Genomic DNA, 14,183 nt, shown 5'->3' with positions numbered 1-14,183 from the left:
AGCCCCTCTTAGCCCGTCTTGGCCCCGGCCCGCCCTTCCTGGGGGCTCCCCCCGATGGCGTCGTTCCTTATCGGGGGGAATACTGATGATGAGAAGGCCGGAGCGGAAGGGCGAAGGCCTGTCCAGGAAGGGGTAACGCACGCGGCGACCGAGGGAGGAGGCATGGCGGCCCAGCCCCGAATCGACCTGGAGCAGGTGGGGGGAGAGGTATTCCTTAGCCTGTCCGGGGATTGGGTGATCGACCATGCCATCAGCCTGGACCGGAGGATCCAGGCGATCCCGGAAAGGTTGAAGGGGGAAGAGCGTGTGGTTGTCCGCGGCAGTGCCCTCGGCGCTTTGGACACCACCGGCGCCTGGCTGCTGCAGCGGCTGCTCGAGGCTTTGGCGGAGCAGGGTGTAGCAACCAGCTCCGAGGGGTTCCGGGAGCCCCATTCCCGGTTCCTCGCCCGCATCAGCCAGGGCTTTGAGCCTCCCGGCCCACCGCCGCGGCGCCACTGGGCCGGGCCGGTCACGCGGTTGGAGCGGCTCGGCCGGGTTTCGGTGGGCGGGGTCCGGCACGTCGGGGAGCTAACCGCCTTCCTGGCCCAGGTGCTAATGGCCCTGGGCCGCTGTCTCCTGTTGCCGCAGCGGTTCCGGCTCGGGGTGATGGTGGCCAACATGTTCCGTGCGGGGGTGACCGCCATCCCCATCGTGGCCCTCATGGCCTTCCTCATCAGCATCGTCCTGTCCTATCAGGGGATGGTCCAGCTGGAGCGCTTCGGGGCCGAGATCTACACCATCAACTTGGCCGTGGTCTCGCTGCTGCGGGAGATGGGGGTACTGCTGACGGCGGTAGTGGTGGCGGGGCGCTCGGGGAGCGCCTTCGCCGCGGAGCTGGGGGTGATGCGCCTCAACGGGGAGATCGACGCCATGCACACCCTGGGCATGCCCCCTACGGAAATCCTCGTGCTGCCCCGGATCCTGGCGCTTTTGATCATGGTTCCCCTCCTGACCCTCCTCGCCGACCTCGCCGGGCTGGTAGGCAGCGCCTTCAGCGCCCGCATCCTCGTGGGGCTCTCCCTCCCCCAGTTCCTGCATCACGTGCAGACGGCGGTGACCCCGGCGTCCTTCTGGGTGGGCATGATCAAGGCCCCCATCTTCGCCTTCCTGATCGCCCTCACCGCCACCTTCTGGGGGATGAAGGAGGCGGATTCGCCGGAGAAGGTGGGGCAGCAGGTCACGGTCTCCGTGGTCCAGTCCATCTTCCTGGTCATCGTCGCCGACGCCCTGGTCTCGGTGGCCCTTTCCCGGCTGGGGGCCTGAATGTTGGATCCGGGCACGGGGCCCGTGATCCGGGTGGAGGGGCTGGTCAACCGCCTGGGCGGGCAGCTGGTGCACGACGGGGTGAACCTGGAGGTGCGCCGGCGGGAGATATTGGGGCTGGTTGGGGAGTCGGGCAGTGGCAAGACCGTTCTGCTGCGGAGCCTGATTGGCCTGCAGCGCCCCCTTGAAGGAAGGATCCTCTTCGAGGGGCGGGACATCCGAAGCCTGTCCGCGCGGGAGTGGCGGGAGGTCCAGGAAGACTGGGGGGTGCTGTTCCAGCAAGGGGCCCTGTTCTCCGGGCTGACCGTGCAGGAGAACGTGGAGCTGCCCATGCGGGAGCACTTCAAGCTGCCTCCCGAGCTGCTGGGGCCGCTGGCGCGGCTCCGCCTGCGGCTGGCCCGGTTCCCCCTGGAGCACGGCGACAAGTTCCCCGCGGATCTGTCCGGCGGCATGACCAAGCGGGCCGCCCTGGCCCGCGCTTTGGCCCTGGATCCCGAGGTGCTGTTCCTGGACGAGCCCACCTCCGGTCTTGATCCCTTGTCGGCCACGGCTCTGGACGAGCTGGTGCGCGATCTGCGGGACACCCTGGGTCTGACGGTGGTGCTGACCACCCACGATCTCCATACCCTCACGCAGATCTGCGACCGGTTGGCGGCCCTGGTGGACGGCCGGGCGGTAACGGGGACCCTGGAGGAGATGCGGAGCCACCCCCATCCCTGGCTGCACGCCTTCTTCGGGGGTGCGCGCATGCAGTCGGCATTGAGGACGGACTGAGGCCATGGAGCGCAATGTCCCCTATCTGGTAGTGGGGATCGTCGTGATCCTTACCGGGATCGCCTTTTTCCTGTTCGTCCTCTGGTTCTCCCAGAAGCCCGGGGGCGACGAGGCCGAACATTACACCATCTATTTCCGGGGCAGCGTGGGCGGCCTCGATACGGGAAGCGAGGTGCGGTACCAGGGGGTGGCCGTGGGCCGGGTGGCGGGGGTGCAGGTGCTGAAGGACCGTCCCCGGGACATTCGGGTGACCATCCAGGTGGGGGCCGGTACCCCCATCAACCGGAGCACCGTCGCCACTAGCAGCTCCGTGGGGCTCACCGGCCTCTCCTACGTGGGCCTGCGCACCGAGGACGCCGGGGCCCCGCCCGCCGAACGGGTCCCGGGGGAGCCCTACCCGGTGCTCGAGTCGCGCACCTCGGGCATGGACCGCATGCTCGAGGACCTGCCGAGGGTTATGGAGGGGATCCGGTCCGTCACCGCCCGGCTGGAGAAGCTCCTCGGCGAGGATACGGAGCGCCGGGTGCAGGCGATCCTGCGGAATTCCGAGGCGTTCAGCGAGAAGCTCGACCGGCGGGCCGAAGAGCTCGCCGACCTGATGGCGCAAAGCGATTCCACCATGGAGAGCCTGGAAGCCACTTTGGGGGAGACCCGGGAGACCCTGGCGGCGGGCCGAGGCCTCGCGCCCGAGGCGATGGCCCTCCTGCAACGGCTGCGGGCCACCAGCCGGCGCCTGGACCGTATCACCGCCCGGCACGAGGACTCCCTCGACCGGTTCGCCGGGGAGGGGCTGGAGGAGGTGCAGATCCTCCTCGAGGAGGGGCGCGCTACCCTCCAGGAGATCCGCGGGCTGAGCCGCCGGCTGGAGGAGGACCCTTCCCGTCTCCTCTATCCGCCGGGCAAGCAAGGCGTGGAGATTCCCCGATGAGCCCCCCGAGGCTCGGGGCGCTGGCGGCCCTGCTCATCCCGTTCCTGTTGGGCGGATGCCTGTCCCTTCCCGAGCAGGAGGAGCCCCCCGCCCTGTACCGGTTGAACGCCCCGTCCCCTGTCGGCCAGGCAAGCGGGGAGGCGTCCGCAGGGGAGCTTGCCGTGGTGGCGGTGGAGGTCCCCCGGATGGCGCCCGGTCTGGGCACGGACCGGATCGCGCTCATCCAGGACGAACGGCGGATCGACTACTTCGCCGGGGCCCGCTGGGTCCGGCCCCTGCCCGAGCTGTTGCAGGATTACTTCGTGGAGGGGCTGGGGAAAGACCTTCCCGGGATCCAGGGGGCGCGGGCCGGCGAGGTGCACCGGGCGGACTATCGCTTGCGGGTGGCCGTGCGGGACTTCCAGGCGGTGTACGCCGGAGGGGTGGATAAGGCGCCCCGTGTGCGGGTCACCCTGGAGGGGAGCCTGGAAGGCCCCGCAGGCGGGGAGACCCGCCTCCGCCGGACGCGGGAGCGGAAGGCTTCGTCCAACCGTCTGGAGGAGGTGGTGGGGACCCTGGAGGAGCTCCTCGCCGACGCCTATGGGGCCCTCCTGCGCTCCCTGGCGGAGGAACTGGAAACCGGGGCGGCGAAGGCGGGGAGCGTCGGCACCAGTCCGGAGGGCGAGCCGGATGCCGTCCCGACTGAGGGTCAGAGCAGCCAGTTAGCCCGGTAGGGGACAGGCGAGTAGGCTCAATCCCGTTCTTGCCGGGCACGGTCCCACAAGGTCTCGGGGGCGCCGCCACGCCGGTTGAGCAGCCGGGCCAGGACGAAGAGCAGGTCCGAAAGGCGGTTCAGGTAGCGCAACGTGACCGCCGAAACGGTCTCCTCCCGGGAGAGGGCATAAACGGTCCGCTCCGCCCGCCGGCACACCGCCCGCGCCGCGTGCGCCTGGGCCCCGGCCGGGCCCCCGCCCGGCAGGATGAACTCCTGGAGCGGACCCAGCTCGGCGTTGAACGCGTCGATGCGCTCCTCCAGCGCCTCCACCTGGGCCTCCCGCAGGGCCTCATGGCCCGGGACCACCAGTTCGGCCCCGAGGTCGAACAGGTCGTGCTGGATGTCCGTCAGCAGTTCCCCGAGCTCCTCGGGGATGTCCTGGGCGGCGATCAGCCCCACCTGGCTGTTGAGCTCATCCACGTCGCCGTAGGCATGGAGCCGGGGGTGGTCCTTGGGCACGCGGGTGCCGTCGCCCAGATCGCTGGAGCCCTGGTCGCCTGTGCGGGTGTAGATGCGGGAAAGCCGGTGGCCCATGGGGGCGTCCTCCTGCGGGGCCCATTACTGAGCGGCTTCCACGTAGTCACCGCCCCAGGGGTTGTCGATTCCCTTGCCCATTTCCAGGTTCACCGTGCCTTCGTCGGCGATGATGCCTTGTCCCTCCTCCGAGAGGGCGAAGTCCACGAAGCGCTGCACTTCCGGCTCCGGATCCTTTGCTACGGTGAGGTAGATGGGGCGATAGAGGGGATACTCGGCGCTGGCGATGTTCTCGGGGGTCGGCTCCACCCCGTCCAGGGCCAGCAGCTTCACGTCCCGCTTCTTGGCGCTGGAAACCCCCGTGATCGCAATGGCGTCCGGGACTTTTTCCACGGCCATCTCAAGGGGGCCCGAGGACTCGCGGGCCAGTCCCTGGGTGAAGTCTCCCGAACCGGTGGTCTCGCGGAAGCCCAGCTCGCGGAAGGCATAGCCTACGCCGGAGAGCGGCGGGGAGCGGTAGCCGACGATGATGAATTTGTCGGGGCCGCCGAGTTGGTCCCAGTTGGAGATCTCGCCACGGAAGACCTCCTGGAGGTCCTCGCTGCTGACCTCGTCCACGGGATTGTCGGGGTGGACGATGGCCACCAAGGCGTCCCAGGCTACCTGCACCATCTGCACGTCCTCGCGCTCATCGTCCGCCATCGCCGGACGGCAAGAGCCGCCGAGGTCGATTTCGCCCTCCTTGACCCCCCGCACCCCGAAGGTGGCGCCGCCCCCCTGGATATCGATCTCGGTGCCGGTCTTCTCCTCGAAGCGCTCGGCCAGGGCGGACATGAAGGCCTTTTTGGTGATCCCGCAGCCGCCCCACTGCAGGGTTGCGGCGGACGCGGGGGAGGCCATGATCTGAGTGGTGGCCACGACCACCCCCAGCGCGACCAAACGAATGATACCGGGCATATGTGGGCTCCTCCTTGTCCGCCCGGCCAAGGGCCGGGCATCGTAGGCCGGGGACCCCCTCATGGGGTGTCCCCATGGTTACAGCTCAATTTGCGCTCCACCCCACGGATTGTCGATTCCCTTGCCCATTTCCAGGTTCACCGTGCCTTCGTCGGCGATGATGCCTTGTCCCTCCTCCGAGAGGGCGAAGTCCACGAAGCGCTCCACTTCCGTTTCAGGATCCTTGGAGACGGTCAGGAACAGGGGACGGTAAAGCGGGTATTCCCCTTGGGCGATATTCTCGGCGGAGGGCGCCACGCCGTCCAGGTCCAGGGTTTTTACGTCCCGTTTCCGGGCACTGGAGGCGCCGGTGACGGCGATGGCGTCCGGCATCTTCTCCACGGCGATCTCGAGGGGACCCGAGGACCGATGGGCCAGACCCTTGGTGAAATCCCCGGCGCCGGTGGTCTCGCGGAAGCCGAGCTCGCGGAAGGCCAGGCCCACGCCGGACAGTTCTTCGGAGCGGTAGCCGACGATGATGAACTTGTCGGGGCCGCCGAGCTCCTTCCAGTTGGTGATCTCGCCGCGGAAGATCTTCTGCAGTTCCTCGCTGCTGATTTCGTCCACGGGGTTGTCGGGGTGAACGATGGCCACCAGGGCGTCCCAGGCCACCTGCACCATTTGCACGTCCTCGCGCTTGTCCTTGGCCAGGGCCGGGCGGCAGGCGCCTCCGAGGTCGAGCTCATGCTCCTTCACCGCGCGGATGCCGTGGGTGGCCCCGCCGCCTTCGATCTCGATGCGGGTACCCGTTTTCTCCTGGAAGCCTTCCGCCAGCGAGGACATGAAGGCTTTCTTGGTGATTCCGCAACCGCCCCAGCGCATGGGGTCGGCGGCCACGTGGGTAGCGGTCAGCAAGGTGGTGGCCAATACCGCCCCCAGGGCGATCGCGCGAATGAAACCGGGCATGCTACGGCTCCTCCTTCGTTGGGCCCCGGCGCCGGGCCGGGGTATTTGTGTGCGTACGAAACACCGGGCCACCCTGCGGCCCGGCCAGCGATTTAATGGTCAGGGGAATGGTTATGCGCCGCCCGGGTGGGTGGTCCCTATGGCCCTTGTGAGGGCCCCGGGATGTCCGCCCCCTCTCGGACTCCCGGCAGGCTTTCCAGGCGGTGTACGTTTCCGGGGCACGGAGGGCCCCATAGGGGCCGCTCGGCCAGTCCCACGGCAGCCGCATTCCGCCGATCGCGGGGAAGTGGCTGAATGGAGGGCGGATTCTATCATGTCTAGCCGTTTAGTCGGAAAAGGGGGACGTTGACAGGCGCCCGCCCCGTCGCTAGGTTCGATTTCTTTCCCAGCCGGAGTACCGATCATGGCCCGAATCACGCCCGAACAGGTGCAAGCACTTCTGGAGAAGCCCTTCCTCGACCTGGTCTTCGAGGCCCAGACCGTCCATCGCCAGCACTTCCGGCCGGGTACGGTGCAGGTGAGCAGCCTGCTGTCGGTGAAGACGGGCGGCTGCCCCGAGGACTGCGGCTACTGCTCCCAGGCCGCCCGCTACCACACCGAGACGGAGCGGGACGGCCTGATGGAAGTGGACGAGGTGCTGGAGCGGGCCCGGGCGGCCCGGGACGCGGGCGCCACGCGCTTCTGCCTGAGCGCCGCCTGGCGGGGCCCCAAGGACAAGGACCTGGATCAGGTGGCGGAGATGGTGGCCGCGGTCAAGGAGATGGGCATGGAGACCTGCGCCACCCTGGGCATGCTCCGCGACGGCCAGGCGGAGCGCCTGGCGGAGGCGGGACTGGACTACTACAACCACAACCTGGACACCTCGCCGGAGCATTACGACGAGGTGATCTCCACCCGCACCTACGACGACCGGCTGGACACCCTGAAGAAGGTGCAGGACGCCGGAATGAACGTCTGCTGCGGCGGCATCCTGGGCCTGGGCGAGGAGCGCAGCGATCGCGCCGGCCTTATCGCCCAGCTCGCCGCGCTCGACCCTCAGCCGCAGAGCGTCCCCATCAACAACCTGGTGCCGGTGCCGGGCACGCCCATGGGGGACCGGGAGCCGGTGGACACCGTGGAGTTCATCCGCACGGTGGCCGCGGCGCGCATCGCCCTGCCCAGCTCCTACATCCGCCTCGCCGCCGGGCGCCTGTCCATGACCGAGGCGGAGCAGGCCCTGTGCTTCATGGCCGGGGCCAATTCCATCTTTTACGGCGAGCAGCTCCTCACTACGCCCAACCCCGACGAGAACAGCGACCGCGCGCTGCTGGACAAGCTGGGCATGACCATTGAAGAGGTGGCCCAGGACGCCCGCGCCTGAGGACGAGTGTCCCGGCCGCCGGCCATCGGCAAAGGCCGCAGAACGAGCGGGGCCCGGCGTGATCGCCGGGCCCCGTGTTTCGTGGGGCCTCGACCGCTTCCGCAAGGGTTGAAGCCGGGCCCCGGTGAAGGAGGGAGGCGGCTAGGCCCCCTGGCTGGCCCCCCGCCATTCCCGGATCCGCTCCATGAGCGTATCCGTGTCCAGGTCCCAGGGGGCCTCGCCGGCGTAGAGACTGACCCGCCCGCTGCGCAGGTGCTGGTACCAGGCCCCCAGGAACTTGCGGTAGGTCTCGTCCACGTACCGGACGTCCGCGGCCGCCTCCGGGCCGAGATGGGCCGTCCCGGACAGGCTGTCCCCGTGGGCGGCCAGGGCCGGATCGCCGGCCACCGGCTCGGCCTCGGGATCGCGCAGTCGGAAGTTGCCGTCGGTGTCCAGGCAGAGGACTCGGCGCTCCTGTGGCTGGGCCTGCGCCAGCACCCGGCGCAGGGCCTCCCGGTCCGGGAGCCGCGCCGTGCCCTCCCGGTGGGCGATGGCATGGAGACCGATCTCCCCCGGGGCGAAGGGACCCCGGCCGGGGGCCGCCTCCCAGGAGAGGCGGCCCCGCCAGTCCTTCTGCAGCCGGCCGGCGAGCCACCGCTGGGCCTCGGCGGGATCGGAGGTGGTGAGATCCCCCGCGCCCAGGGGCTCGGCGAACCGGGCCTTGCGCCAGGTGTGGTCGTCCTGGAGGCGCCAGGCGCGAGTGCCGCTGGGGTTTAGGGCGTCGATGGAGTAGCGGGGCATGGCGGTTCCCTTCCGGCGGTGCGAGGCGGTTCCGGGACTTCCTTCCAGGCTAGCGCCTCTGCCAGATCACCACCACCGTGAGGTTGTCCTGGAAGGGATTGCCGGCGGCATGGGCGGCCTCCGCGAGCGCGCCGGGTGCCCCGGGAGGCGGGGCTGCTTGGAGCACCGCCGCGATCCGCTCATCGCCGAGGGTGTCCGTGAGCCCGTCGCTGCACAGCAGGAAGGTCTCCGAGCCCGCCAGGGGCCCTTCCCGGGTGTCTGGGCGGGCCGCCTGCTCCAGGCCCGCGGCCCGGGTGAGGACATGTCCGTAGGGGTGTCGGCGGGCTTCGGCGGGGTTGATGCGGTCCTGGTCCACCCACTCCTGCACCAGGGTGTGGTCGGTGGACAGCTGTTCCAGCCGCTCCCCCGTCCAGCGGTAGGCGCGGCTGTCGCCGAGCCAGGCCAGCTCCCACCGCTGGGGGTGGAGACGCAGGGCCACCAGGGTGGTGCCCATGTCGGAGCCGCGGCGGCGGGCCTCGGCGCAGGTGGCCCGGTTGGCGGCGGCAACCGCCTCCGCCAGGGGCGCGCCTTCCAGGACGGCGTGCTTCAGGCCCGCCAGGGCCGTGCGGCTCGCCACCTCCCCGTGGCTGTGGCCGCCCATGCCGTCGGCCACCGCCCACAGGCGCAGGTCGGGGGCTTCCAGGTGGGCGTCCTCGTTGGCGCCGCGGGCGCCGATCTCGGAGACCGCGGCGCTGGTCCAGGGCTCCATGGCGGGTGTTCCGATGCCGGTCAGTTGTCCTCGACGAGCCGTTCGGGGTCCGGACGGGGCGGCAGGACCGCTTCGGCGGCCTCCGGATCGAGGGCGTGGCCGATCCCCGCCTCGGCCTCGGCCAGCAGCTCCGCCTCCATCTCGGCCTCCAGCTGCGGCAGCCACGTGCGCTCCTCGAAGCGCACGTGGGCGTTGACGCACTGGCCGAGGCGCAGGGCCTCCTCCCAAGCGGCGTCCAGGTCGGCGCCCCGCAGGTGGCGGCCCAGGCGCTGGGCCACGCGGTGGATGCCGACGTGCTCCTGCAGCACGCGCGTGGCCAGGGGGTCGGTGCCCGGCCGCTGCCAGCGGCCCAGCAGGCCCTCCTCCTCGGCCCGGAAGTGGGGCACCAGCTCCACCTCCCAGAAGCGGTGGGCGGCCTCGGCCACGGCCCGCTTCTCCCCCGGCTCCGGGGCCGGGTCGAGGCGGCCCCACTGGCGCAGGGTCTTGGCGAAGACCAGGGCGATGTGGTGCTGCCGGCTGAGGGGCTGGAGGGGATCGCTGCGGCGCATGCTGTCCTCGCTTCCGATAAAGGTTCGGCGGCAACCGCGGCAAGGGCCGGGAGGCCGCCGTATGCCAGAATGCGGGAATCCCCATCCCTACTCGGAGTGGCCGTGGACCGCAAGATCCTGTACCGCCATCGGGACAACGAGGGGACCATCGAGGTGGTCCAGGAACGGGACGCCCGCAGCCTCTATTTCGGCAGCCCCTCCAAGCAGAGCAGCGTCCGTCCCGAGGCGCCCCACGAGCTGGTCCTTCCCTACACTCGGACCCTCGCCGCCGCCCTCCTGTTCCGGCCAGAGCCGCGGCGGATCCTGCTGGTGGGCCTCGGCGGCGGGGCGCTGGCCCACTTCTTCCTGCATCACTTCCCGGAGGCCCGGGTGGAGGCGGTGGAGAACCGGGCGGCTGTGGTGGCGGTGGCCCGGGACTTCTTCGCCCTGCCCCTCGACCACCCCCGTCTGACGGTCCACCTGCGCGACGCCGGGACCTTCCTCGCGGAGGCGGGGGCGGCGCCCCGGGGGGGCTGGGACCTGGTCGTGGCCGACGCCTACAACGCCGATGGCCCGGACCCCGCCACCCTGCTGGAGGAGTTCTACCTGGGCTGCCGGGCCGGGCTGCACCCCGAGGGGGTGCTGGCGGCCAACCTGTGGAGCAGCCGCCGCCGGCGCCTTCGGGCCGCCCTGGAGGCCATGGAGCGGGTCTTCGGCGCCCCGGTCTACCGCCTGCAGGCGCGGGGCCGAGCCAACGTGTCGGCCTTCGCCCGCCAAGGGGGCCTGCCCGCCGACCCGGGCCCCGCCCTGGCGGAGCGGGCACGGGCCCTGGAGGAGCGCATCGGGCTGGCCTACGAACGCTACCTCACCGACCTGGAGCCCCACCGCCGGACCTGGCTGGACCCCTTCATTCCCTAGCCCGGGCCGGCCCCCCCGTCAGCGGTCCCACCTCGTCGGCCAGGCGCTCCGCCCGTTCCACCATGGACGCCAGCACCTCCAGGCCGCGGTCCCAGAAGCCGGGATCGGCCAGGTCCAGGCCGAGCCGGCCCACCAGGGCCTCCGGGGAATCCGAGCCGCCGGCCGCCAGCAGCTCCAGGTAGCGGGGCACGAAGTCGGCGCCCTGCTCCCGATAGCGCTCGTACAGGGCCAGGGTGAGCAGCTCGCCGAAGGCGTAGGCGTAGACGTAGCCGGGCACGTGGAGGAAGTGCGGGATGTAGGACCACCAGGCCCGGTAGTCCTCGGTGAGCACCACGCTGTCGCCGAACATGGGGCGCTGGGTCTCCATCCACAGCTCCCCCAGGCGGTCCGCGGACAGCTCGCCCTCCTCGCGCCGCGCCGTGTGGGCGGCGTGCTCGAAGCGGTTCATGGCCACCTGGCGGAACACGGTGGCGAACATCTCCTCGAGCTTGTTGCACAGCAGCCCCAGCCGGGCGCGCTCGTCGGACTCCTGGCCCATGAGGTGCTCGAAGGCCAGCATCTCACCGAACACCGAGGCGGTCTCGGCGGTGGTGAGCGGCGTGTCGGCGTTGAAGTAGCCCTGCTCGCGGGCCAGGTACTGGTGGACGCCGTGGCCGAGCTCGTGGGCCAGGGTCATGACGTCCGAGGGGGTGCCGGTGAAGTTCACCAGCACGTAGGGGTGGACGTCCGGCGTGGCCGGGTGGGAGAAGGCGCCGCCCTGCTTGCCGTCGGTCACCGGGGCGTCGATCCACCCCCGGTCGAAGAATTCGGCGGCAATGTCGCGCATCTGGGTCGAGAAGCCGCCGAAGGCGTCCAGCACCGTAGCGCGCGCCTCGTCCCAGGAGACGGTGCGCTGGGTGCCCGGCAGGGGCGCGTAGCGGTCGTAGTCGTACAGGGTGTCGAGGCCCAGCAGGCGCGCCTTGAGGCGGTAGTAGCGCGCCACCAGGTCGTAGCGGCCGGTGACCCGGCCCACCAGGGCCTCCACCATGGCGTCGGAGGCCTCGTTGTCCAGGTTGCGCTCGGTGAGCCAGTGCGGGTAGCCGCGCAGGCGGTCCTCGATGGCCTTGTCCGACAGCACGGTGTTGAAGACGTGGGTGAGCAGGGGCAGCTGCTCCTGCAGGCCGGCGGTGAAGCCCGCTGCGGCGGACTGCCGGGTGGCGCGGTCCTCCCGCTTGAGCCGGGCCAGGACCTCCTCCTCGGGCAGCTCCTCGCCGTCCACGGTGAAGCGCAGCCGGGCGAAGGTCTCATCGAACAGGCGGTTCCAGGCGACCCGGCTGGTGAGCTGCTTCTCCGCCACGACCCGCTCTTCCGCCTCCGAGAGGCGGTAGGGGCGGTGGTGGCGGGCGGTCTCCAGGAAGTGGCGGTAGCCGGCCAGGGCCTCGCTATCCAGCAGGTGCCCCGCACGCCCCTCGTCCACCCCCTGCCATTCCAGCTGGAAGAACAGCACCTGGTTGCCGATGGCGGTGGCCCGCTCCTGGACGTGGGTGAGCAGGGCCCCCACCTCCGGGTCGTCGGTGCGCACGGTGTGCAGGAGCTGGATGTAGACCGCCGGCCGGGCGAGCCGCTGCTCCAGGGCCTCCAGCTCCGCCACCGCCGCGGCCAGCTCCTCCGCCTCCAGCTCGGCCACCCGGCCGTGGTAGCGCTCGCGGAAGCCGCCCGCCGCCGATTCGGCGGCGTCCAGGTCCTGCTGGATCGCCGGATCCTCCGGCCCGCCATAGAGATCGGAGAGGTCCCAGCGGACCGCTTGCACGTCCGTGGTCATTGCGCGGGTCCCCCCTTGTCGCGGGCCAGCCGCTGGACGCACTCCAGGTAGCCCTGCTCGTCGGGCTGGGTGCCGGAGCGCTGCGCCTCCCACAGGGCCCGGCCCAGGCACTCCATGATCTCGTGCTCGGCGGCGTGGGTGTCGCCCATGCCGGCCGCCAGGCGCTGGTAGGCCTCGCGGATCCCCTGCGGGCGGTCGGTGCCCACCTGCTCGGCGATGGCGATGTGCATGCCCATGTGCAGGAAGGGGTTGGTCTCGCCGCTCTCCGGGGTCCACTCGTAGTCGGCGTAGCCGGCGCGGTCGCCCACCACCCGGTGGTACTCGGGGTGGCGGTGGAGGACGTCGATCACCAGCTGCTCCCCGGGCTCCAGGGGCTCGCCCTTGTGGAACTTCTCCCAGGAGCGGAAGAACACCTCGCGGGTCTCGGAGCGGTCGTTGCCGAATAGCATGGGGGGATCCTTGTTCGCGTTTTCGCAGGTCTAAATCGGAGTATTTACCACGGACGGCACGGAGGTCACGAAATGTGAGCTCTAGGCAGAGGCGCCTTCGTAGGAGCTCGCTTCAGCGAGCGATCCGATCCGATGCTCGTGTGGGCCGAATCGGGCGTTCGCTCGCTGAAGCGAGCTCCTACAGGAGGCGGGCTGTGGTTCTGAGTCTTCCCTTGCCGGTTTGGCGTTGTCGTTCTGCCGTTCACGAGGCCGCCGACTCGGCGTACTCCGCCTTCTCCGGCCACAGGCACAGGTCGTAGACCCGACACTGGGCGCACTTGGGCCGGCGGGCCGTGCAGGTGTAGCGGCCGTGGAGGATGAGCCAGTGGTGGGCGTGGCGCTTGTAATCCGCCGGCACGATGGCCTCCAGGGCCCGTTCCACGGCATTGACGTTCTTGCCCGGGGCCAGGCCGGTGCGGTTGGAGACCCGGAAGATGTGGGTGTCCACGGCGATGGTGGGGTGGCCGAAGGCGGTGTTGAGGATGACGTTGGCGGTCTTGCGGCCCACCCCCGGCAGGCGCTCCAAGGCGGCGCGGTCCTCGGGGACCTCGCCGCCGTGCTCCTCCACCAGGATGCGGGCGGTCTCCGCCAGGTTCCGGGCCTTGTTGTTGTACAGGCCCAGGTTGCGGATGTAGTCGCGGATGCCCTCCTCGCCCAGCTCCAGCATGGCCTGCGGGGTGCTGGCCACGCGGAACAGCTTCTCCGTGGCCTTGTTCACGCCCACGTCGGTGCTCTGCGCCGACAGGCTCACCGCCACCAGCAGCTCGAAGGGGGTGCTGTAGTTCAGCTCGGTGGTGGGGGCGGGGTCGGTCTCCGCGAGGCGGGCAATGAAGGCCTCGGCTTCCTCGGCGGTCATGGCGCGCGGGGCGTCGGACATGCGCTTGCTCCCTGGGCTGCGGGGCGGGCTCGGGCCAATTCCAAAGATGCAACAAGCAGGGCGGCCCCGCGGGACCGCCCTTGCGTGGGGCCGGAGGGGCCGGGCCCTCAGGTGTGGCGGAAGGCCGGGATGTCGTCCGTCTCTTCCTTGGGCTTCTGCTCCGCCTTCTTGCTCAGCTCGGCCACCTTCTCCTCGTGCCGGCGGGCGAACTCCTGCTTCTCCTCCTCGGGCATGGCCAGGTAGGCCGTCTTGCCGATGAAGTTGCCCAGATCGGCGGTGCGCACCGCCCACTTGTGGCCGTGGAGGTGGAAGTCCTCGCCGTGGTGCTGGCCGTGGGGGTAGTGCTGGAAGGTGGGGCCGAAGGCGGCCTTGAGGCCGTTGTCCTTCTCCATCCGCTCCAGGACGAAATCGTACAGGAAGCGGTAGTACTCCTCCTCCAGCTCCTCGTCGAAGCCGTGGTACTCGAAGAAGCTATGCATGGCATTGCGGTCGACGCGCTTCTCGAAAGGCAGCTCGTGTCCGCTCATGGTTCTTTCCTCGTCGCTGGGTT

The 14,183-nt window shown here is 70.3% G+C and carries 16 protein-coding genes; 6 read left to right on the top strand and 10 right to left on the bottom strand.

From position 1 onward, the window contains the following. Nucleotides 1–162: 162 nt before the first annotated feature. From ACLFRB_RS03140 to ACLFRB_RS03125, 4 genes are read left to right on the top strand one after another with little or no spacing between them, the layout of a single operon-like run. Nucleotides 163–1,302, top strand: a complete 1,140-nt coding sequence (locus ACLFRB_RS03140) for an MlaE family ABC transporter permease (RefSeq protein WP_411067544.1) — start codon at nucleotides 163–165, stop codon at nucleotides 1,300–1,302. Continuing rightward, complete coding sequence (locus ACLFRB_RS03135) at nucleotides 1,303–2,076, top strand: ABC transporter ATP-binding protein (protein WP_411067543.1); 774 nt, start codon at nucleotides 1,303–1,305, stop codon at nucleotides 2,074–2,076. A gap of 4 nt (nucleotides 2,077–2,080) precedes the next feature. Then, nucleotides 2,081–3,004 carry an MlaD family protein gene (locus tag ACLFRB_RS03130; RefSeq protein WP_411067542.1) on the top strand — a complete coding sequence of 308 codons (924 nt, stop codon included), beginning with the start codon at nucleotides 2,081–2,083 and terminating at the stop codon, nucleotides 3,002–3,004. Next, nucleotides 3,001–3,717, top strand: a complete 717-nt coding sequence (locus tag ACLFRB_RS03125) for an ABC-type transport auxiliary lipoprotein family protein (RefSeq protein ID WP_411067541.1) — start codon at nucleotides 3,001–3,003, stop codon at nucleotides 3,715–3,717. Before ACLFRB_RS03130 ends, ACLFRB_RS03125 begins: the two co-directional genes overlap by 4 nt. A 17-nt stretch (nucleotides 3,718–3,734) precedes the next feature. On the opposite strand, the gene ACLFRB_RS03120 is transcribed toward ACLFRB_RS03125, so the two are convergent. The 3 genes from ACLFRB_RS03120 to ACLFRB_RS03110 all read right to left on the bottom strand — a co-directional run bounded on the left by ACLFRB_RS03120 (nucleotide 3,735) and on the right by ACLFRB_RS03110 (nucleotide 6,134). Further along, entirely contained in the window at nucleotides 3,735–4,292 is a 558-nt protein-coding gene (locus ACLFRB_RS03120; protein ID WP_411067540.1) for a cob(I)yrinic acid a,c-diamide adenosyltransferase, read from the bottom strand. A gap of 24 nt (nucleotides 4,293–4,316) precedes the next feature. Further along, a complete protein-coding gene (locus ACLFRB_RS03115) occupies nucleotides 4,317–5,189 on the bottom strand; it encodes a phosphate ABC transporter substrate-binding protein (RefSeq protein WP_411067539.1) in 873 nt (290 codons plus the stop codon). A 78-nt stretch (nucleotides 5,190–5,267) separates the two neighbouring features. Next, nucleotides 5,268–6,134: a phosphate ABC transporter substrate-binding protein gene (locus ACLFRB_RS03110; RefSeq protein ID WP_411067538.1), complete on the bottom strand. Its 867-nt coding sequence runs from the start codon at nucleotides 6,132–6,134 to the stop codon at nucleotides 5,268–5,270. A gap of 403 nt (nucleotides 6,135–6,537) precedes the next feature. On the opposite strand from ACLFRB_RS03110, the gene bioB reads away from it, so the two are divergent. Further along, nucleotides 6,538–7,494: a biotin synthase BioB gene (bioB, locus tag ACLFRB_RS03105; RefSeq protein ID WP_411067537.1), complete on the top strand. Its 957-nt coding sequence runs from the start codon at nucleotides 6,538–6,540 to the stop codon at nucleotides 7,492–7,494. A gap of 141 nt (nucleotides 7,495–7,635) precedes the next feature. On the opposite strand, the gene ACLFRB_RS03100 is transcribed toward bioB, so the two are convergent. Genes ACLFRB_RS03100 through ACLFRB_RS03090 form a run of 3 tightly spaced genes read right to left on the bottom strand, consistent with a single transcriptional unit; the run spans nucleotide 7,636 to nucleotide 9,570 of the window. Further along, nucleotides 7,636–8,274 (bottom strand): hypothetical protein, encoded by a 639-nt coding sequence (locus ACLFRB_RS03100; RefSeq protein WP_411067536.1) that lies wholly within the window; start codon nucleotides 8,272–8,274, stop codon nucleotides 7,636–7,638. Nucleotides 8,275–8,323: 49 nt separating this feature from the next. Further along, entirely contained in the window at nucleotides 8,324–9,022 is a 699-nt protein-coding gene (locus ACLFRB_RS03095) for a PP2C family protein-serine/threonine phosphatase (protein ID WP_411067535.1), read from the bottom strand. Between the two features lie 20 nt (nucleotides 9,023–9,042). Further along, nucleotides 9,043–9,570 carry a hemerythrin domain-containing protein gene (locus tag ACLFRB_RS03090; protein ID WP_411067534.1) on the bottom strand — a complete coding sequence of 176 codons (528 nt, stop codon included), beginning with the start codon at nucleotides 9,568–9,570 and terminating at the stop codon, nucleotides 9,043–9,045. Between the two features lie 102 nt (nucleotides 9,571–9,672). Here ACLFRB_RS03090 and ACLFRB_RS03085 point away from each other — a divergent pair, with 102 nt between their 5' ends. Beyond that, nucleotides 9,673–10,467, top strand: a complete 795-nt coding sequence (locus ACLFRB_RS03085; RefSeq protein ID WP_411067533.1) for a hypothetical protein — start codon at nucleotides 9,673–9,675, stop codon at nucleotides 10,465–10,467. Here ACLFRB_RS03085 and ACLFRB_RS03080 read toward each other — a convergent pair. From ACLFRB_RS03080 to ACLFRB_RS03065, 4 genes are all read right to left on the bottom strand, one after another. Further along, a complete protein-coding gene (locus ACLFRB_RS03080; protein ID WP_411067532.1) occupies nucleotides 10,457–12,268 on the bottom strand; it encodes a M3 family oligoendopeptidase in 1,812 nt (603 codons plus the stop codon). The two genes, ACLFRB_RS03085 and ACLFRB_RS03080, sit on opposite strands and share 11 nt — an antisense overlap. After that, entirely contained in the window at nucleotides 12,265–12,717 is a 453-nt protein-coding gene (locus ACLFRB_RS03075) for a DUF1841 family protein (RefSeq protein WP_411067531.1), read from the bottom strand. The genes ACLFRB_RS03080 and ACLFRB_RS03075 overlap by 4 nt, the downstream gene beginning before the upstream one ends. A gap of 241 nt (nucleotides 12,718–12,958) precedes the next feature. Further along, on the bottom strand, nucleotides 12,959–13,612 hold the full coding sequence (gene nth / locus ACLFRB_RS03070; RefSeq protein ID WP_411067545.1) for an endonuclease III: 654 nt from the start codon (nucleotides 13,610–13,612) through the stop codon (nucleotides 12,959–12,961). Nucleotides 13,613–13,740: 128 nt separating this feature from the next. Beyond that, on the bottom strand, nucleotides 13,741–14,160 hold the full coding sequence (locus ACLFRB_RS03065; RefSeq protein ID WP_411067530.1) for a hypothetical protein: 420 nt from the start codon (nucleotides 14,158–14,160) through the stop codon (nucleotides 13,741–13,743). Between the last annotated feature and the right edge of the window lie 23 nt (nucleotides 14,161–14,183).

Source organism: Thiohalorhabdus sp. (assembly GCF_046545655.1).
Classification (GTDB): Bacteria; Pseudomonadota; Gammaproteobacteria; order Thiohalorhabdales; family Thiohalorhabdaceae; genus Thiohalorhabdus.
The sequence above is the reverse complement of the archived record's forward strand: the minus strand, read 5'-3'. Positions and strand labels throughout refer to the sequence as shown.

Excerpts from the sequence above, each read along its gene's own strand:
- ACLFRB_RS03135 (WP_411067543.1), top strand. The coding sequence starts at position 1,303 with ATGTTGGATCCGGGCACGGGGCCCGTGATCCGGGTGGAGGGGCTGGTC.
- ACLFRB_RS03130 (WP_411067542.1), top strand. The coding sequence starts at position 2,081 with ATGGAGCGCAATGTCCCCTATCTGGTAGTGGGGATCGTCGTGATCCTT.
- ACLFRB_RS03110 (WP_411067538.1), bottom strand. The coding sequence starts at position 6,134 with ATGCCCGGTTTCATTCGCGCGATCGCCCTGGGGGCGGTATTGGCCACC.
- ACLFRB_RS03140 (WP_411067544.1), top strand. The coding sequence starts at position 163 with ATGGCGGCCCAGCCCCGAATCGACCTGGAGCAGGTGGGGGGAGAGGTA.
- ACLFRB_RS03125 (WP_411067541.1), top strand. The coding sequence starts at position 3,001 with ATGAGCCCCCCGAGGCTCGGGGCGCTGGCGGCCCTGCTCATCCCGTTC.
- ACLFRB_RS03115 (WP_411067539.1), bottom strand. The coding sequence starts at position 5,189 with ATGCCCGGTATCATTCGTTTGGTCGCGCTGGGGGTGGTCGTGGCCACC.
- ACLFRB_RS03095 (WP_411067535.1), bottom strand. The coding sequence starts at position 9,022 with ATGGAGCCCTGGACCAGCGCCGCGGTCTCCGAGATCGGCGCCCGCGGC.
- ACLFRB_RS03100 (WP_411067536.1), bottom strand. The coding sequence starts at position 8,274 with ATGCCCCGCTACTCCATCGACGCCCTAAACCCCAGCGGCACTCGCGCC.
- ACLFRB_RS03120 (WP_411067540.1), bottom strand. The coding sequence starts at position 4,292 with ATGGGCCACCGGCTTTCCCGCATCTACACCCGCACAGGCGACCAGGGC.
- nth (WP_411067545.1), bottom strand. The coding sequence starts at position 13,612 with ATGACCGCCGAGGAAGCCGAGGCCTTCATTGCCCGCCTCGCGGAGACC.
- ACLFRB_RS03080 (WP_411067532.1), bottom strand. The coding sequence starts at position 12,268 with ATGACCACGGACGTGCAAGCGGTCCGCTGGGACCTCTCCGATCTCTAT.
- ACLFRB_RS03090 (WP_411067534.1), bottom strand. The coding sequence starts at position 9,570 with ATGCGCCGCAGCGATCCCCTCCAGCCCCTCAGCCGGCAGCACCACATC.
- ACLFRB_RS03065 (WP_411067530.1), bottom strand. The coding sequence starts at position 14,160 with ATGAGCGGACACGAGCTGCCTTTCGAGAAGCGCGTCGACCGCAATGCC.
- ACLFRB_RS03075 (WP_411067531.1), bottom strand. The coding sequence starts at position 12,717 with ATGCTATTCGGCAACGACCGCTCCGAGACCCGCGAGGTGTTCTTCCGC.
- bioB (WP_411067537.1), top strand. The coding sequence starts at position 6,538 with ATGGCCCGAATCACGCCCGAACAGGTGCAAGCACTTCTGGAGAAGCCC.